The 3,810-nt window shown below is 67.3% G+C and carries 1 protein-coding gene; it reads right to left on the bottom strand.

Annotation, left to right across the window (positions count from 1 at the left end; genetic code table 11):
• The coding region (gene gltB, locus WAN02_RS09650) for a glutamate synthase large subunit (RefSeq protein WP_422263928.1) at window positions 1–3,810 on the bottom strand (3,810 nt) is incomplete at both ends.

Raw genomic sequence — 3,810 nt, forward strand, 5'->3', positions numbered from 1 at the left:
GCCATGATCGCCTCTTCGGGGTCGGTTCCGGTGCGCTCGGCGTCGGCGATCGCCTCCAGCACCCGCTTGTAGTCGCGCGGCATCACCTTGGCGAAGCGCTGCTGCTCGCCGGCCCAGTCGGCCAGGATCCGCTGGCCGACTGCGGAGTCGGTGGCATCCACGTGGGCTTGGAGCATCCCGTGCAGCCAGTCGAGGTCGTCCTCGTCGAGCGCTTCGAGTTCCACCATCTCGGAGTTGAGGTTCGCTTCCAACGCACCCTCGGGGTCGTAGACATAGGCGATACCACCGGACATGCCTGCCGCGAAGTTGCGGCCGGTGCTGCCCAGAATCGCTACCCTGCCGCCGGTCATGTACTCGCAGCCGTGGTCGCCCACGCCTTCGACCACCGCGTGTGCGCCGGAGTTGCGCACGGCGAACCGTTCGCCGACCGCACCCCGCAGGAACGCCTGGCCGCTGGTGGCGCCGAACAGGATGACGTTGCCGCCGATGATGTTGTCTTCGGCGACGTAGTCGCTCGGTGCGTTGTCGGGCGGCCGAACCACGACCCGCCCGCCGGACAGGCCTTTGCCGACGTAGTCGTTCGCGTCGCCGTACACCCGCAGCGTGATGCCTTGCGGCAGGAACGCGCCGAAGCTGTTGCCGGCCGAACCGGTGAAGGTGATGTCGATGGTGCCGTCCGGCAACCCTTGGCCGCCATAGGCTTTCGTCACCTCGTGGCCGAGCATGGTGCCGACGGTACGGTTGACGTTGGCGATCGTGGTGGAGAACCGGACGGGCTTCTGGGAGTCCAGTGCCTCCCGGCTCATCACGATCAACTGCTGGTCCAGGGCCTTGTCCAGGCCGTGGTCCTGCTTGGAGCTGTTGTACAGATCCTGGTTCATGAACGCCGATTCCGGCTCGTGCAGAACAGGCGACAGATCCAGCTTGTGCGCCTTCCAGTGCGCCCGGGCCAGCGTGGTGTCCAGCGAGCCGACCTGGCCGACCGCCTCGTTGACGGTGCGGAAACCGAGCTGCGCCATGTATTCGCGGACCTCTTCGGCGATGAACAAGAAGAAGTTCTCCACGAATTCGGGCTTGCCGTTGAACCGCTCGCGCAGCACCGGGTTCTGGGTGGCCACCCCGACCGGGCAGGTGTCCAGATGGCAGACCCGCATCATCACGCAGCCCGACACCACCAAAGGCGCGGTGGCGAACCCGAATTCCTCGGCGCCCAGCAGCGCCGCGACCATCACGTCGCGACCGGTCTTGAGCTGGCCGTCGACCTGGACCACGATCCGGTCGCGTAATCCGTTGAGCAGCAGCGTCTGCTGCGTCTCGGCCAACCCGAGCTCCCACGGCGCGCCGGCGTGCTTCATCGACGTCAGCGGGGTGGCGCCGGTACCGCCATCGTGACCGGAGATCAGCACGACGTCGGCGTGTGCCTTGGACACACCGGCCGCGACCGTGCCGACACCGTTCTCCGACACCAGCTTCACGTGGATCCGGGCGGACGGGTTGGCGTTCTTCAAGTCGTGGATCAGCTGCGCCAGGTCCTCGATCGAGTAGATGTCGTGGTGCGGCGGCGGCGAGATCAGGCCCACGCCGGGGGTGGAGTGCCGCACCTCGGCGATCCACGGGTAGACCTTGCCGGCCGGAAGCTGACCGCCCTCACCGGGTTTGGCGCCCTGGGCCATCTTGATCTGGATGTCTGAGCAGTTGCTCAGGTAGTGCGAGGTGACACCGAAGCGTGCAGAGGCGACCTGCTTGATCGCGCTGCGACGCCAGTCGCCGTTGGGGTCGCGGTCGAAACGGCCGAAATGCTCGCCGCCTTCGCCGGAGTTCGACCGGCCGCCGAGCCGGTTCATCGCGATGGCCAGCGTCTCGTGTGCTTCGGCGGAGATCGAGCCGTAGCTCATCGCACCGGTCGAGAAGCGCTTGACGATCTCGCTGGCCGGCTCGACCTCGTCGAGCGGAATCGGCGCGCGAACCCCATCGCGGAATTTCAGCAACCCGCGCAGCGAGGCCATCCGCTCGCTCTGGTCGTCGACCAGCCGGCTGTACTCCTTGAAGATCTGGTACTGCCCGGTGCGGGTGGAGTGCTGCAGCTTGAACACCGTGTCCGGGTTGAACAGGTGGTATTCGCCTTCGCGGCGCCACTGGTATTCCCCGCCCACCTCGAGTTCACGGTGTGCACGTTCGTCGGGCCGGTCCAGGAAGGCCAGCGAGTGCCGGGTCGCGACATCGGCGGCGATGTCGGCGAGGTTGATTCCGCCGGTGGGACAGGTCAACCCGGTGAAGTACTCGGCGAGGATGTCCTCGTCGACGCCGATGGCCTGGAACAACTGGGCGCCCGTGTAGGAGGCCAGCGTCGAGATGCCCATCTTGGACATCACCTTGAGCACGCCCTTGCCGGCGGCCTTGATGTAGTTCTGCAGCGCGGTCTCGCGGTCGAGGCCCTCGAGGCTGCCGCGGTCCAGCATGACCTCGATGGACTCGAACGCCATGTACGGGTTGACCGCCGCCGCACCGAAACCGATCAGCGCGGCCATGTGGTGCACCTCGCGGGCGTCGCCCGACTCGACCACCAGTCCGACCTTGGTGCGGGTGCGTTCGCGGACCAGGTGGTGGTGCACGGCAGAGACGGCCAGCAGCGACGGGATCGGCGCCAGCTTCTCGTCGGACTCCCGGTCGGAAAGGATGATGATCCGTGCGCCGTCGGCGATCGCCGCCGAGGTCCGTGCGCGCACCTCGTCCAGCGCGGCCTTGAGCCCCGCACCATTCTCGGCGACCGGGAAGAGACAACGGATCACCTTGGACCGCAGCCCATGCCGGCGACCGTTGACCTCCACGTCGGGGTCCAGATTGATCAGCTTGGCCAGTTCGTGGTTACGCAGAATCGGCTGCGACAACGAGATCTGGCGACAGGAGTCCGCGTTCGGGTTGAGCAGGTCGCCCTCTCCGCCGGTGGTGCCCTGCAGGCTGGTCACCACCTCTTCGCGGATGGCGTCCAGCGGCGGGTTGGTCACCTGGGCAAACAACTGCTGGAAGTAGTCGAACAGCATCCGTGGGCGTTGTGAAAGCACCGCGACCGGGGTGTCGGTGCCCATCGAGCCGAGCGGCTCGGCGCCGGTGCGCGCCATCGGCGCTACCAGCAGGTTGAGCTCTTCGTAGGTGTAGCCGAACACCAACTGGCGCAATACAACCCGGTGGTGCGGCATCCGGACGTAGTCGCCCTGCGGCAGCTCGCCCAGCGGGATCAGGCCCTTGTCGAGCCAGTCCTGGTAGGGGTGCTCGGCGGCAAGCTCGGCCTTGATCTCCTCATCGGCGACGATCCGGCCCTGGGTGGTGTCGACCAGGAACATCCGGCCCGGCTGCAGCCGCATCCGGCGCACCACCTTGGCCGGGTCCAGGTCCAGCACGCCCGCCTCGGAGGCCATCACGACCAGCCCGTCGTCGGTCACCCAGATACGCGACGGACGCAGGCCGTTGCGGTCCAGCACGGCGCCCACGATGGTGCCGTCGGTGAACGTCATCGAGGCCGGGCCGTCCCACGGCTCCATTAGCGATGCGTGGTACTCGTAAAACGCACGCCGGGCCGGGTCCATCGACGGGTGCCGCTCCCAGGCCTCCGGGATCATCATCAGCACGGCGTGGGGGAGGGAGCGCCCGGCCAGGTGGAGCAGCTCGAGGACCTCGTCGAAGGACGCGGAGTCGCTGAAGCCGGGGGTCGTGATCGGAAACAACCGGTTGAGGTCGCCGGGTAGGACGTCGGAGCGCAGCAGGGCCTCCCGGCCCCGCATCCAGTTGCGGTTGCCCCGGACAGTGTTGATC

The sequence above is a fragment of the Mycobacterium sp. genome (assembly GCF_049281135.1).
Classification (GTDB): Bacteria; Actinomycetota; Actinomycetes; order Mycobacteriales; family Mycobacteriaceae; genus Mycobacterium.